The 411-nt window shown below is 47.9% G+C and carries 1 protein-coding gene; it reads right to left on the bottom strand.

Translation table 11 applies throughout. From position 1 onward, the window contains the following. Window positions 1–411 (bottom strand): ISAs1 family transposase (locus E1189_RS00345; RefSeq protein ID WP_155158168.1); only part of this gene is annotated, 411 nt, incomplete at both ends.

Raw genomic sequence — 411 nt, 5'->3', positions numbered from 1 at the left:
AATGGTGACAAGGCATCCCTTGATCGAGAGAAGCTCTAACAGTTCTGGGATGGCGGTTATCTCATTGCTTTTGGCATTGGTTTTAACTTGGCCCAGAACAACGCTGTTGGCGGTGCAAAATGCACTGACCATGTGAATCGGATCGAGTTGGTTTTTCTTGTCTCCAGAACTCCGAACCGTTTTCCCATCAATGGCAACAACAGCACCTTTTGTTGCTTTGTGGCAATCCTGCATCCAGGCAGAAAAGTGCTTATGAAATTGCTTCGGATTCACCATGCAGACAACACGTTCAATCGTGTCGTGTGAAGGAACTAAGCCATCGGGAAAAGCGCCCATCTTATTGAGCCAGCTTTTACGCATCCTTCCGAAGTCTTCGATCTCCTTCCAGCCTTTTGCCCCCGTTATCATGGC

Origin of the sequence: Parendozoicomonas verongulae (assembly GCF_009711465.1) — a bacterium.
GTDB classification, from domain to species: Bacteria; Pseudomonadota; Gammaproteobacteria; order Pseudomonadales; family Endozoicomonadaceae; genus Sansalvadorimonas; species Sansalvadorimonas verongulae.
The sequence above is the reverse complement of the archived record's forward strand: the minus strand, read 5'-3'. Positions and strand labels throughout refer to the sequence as shown.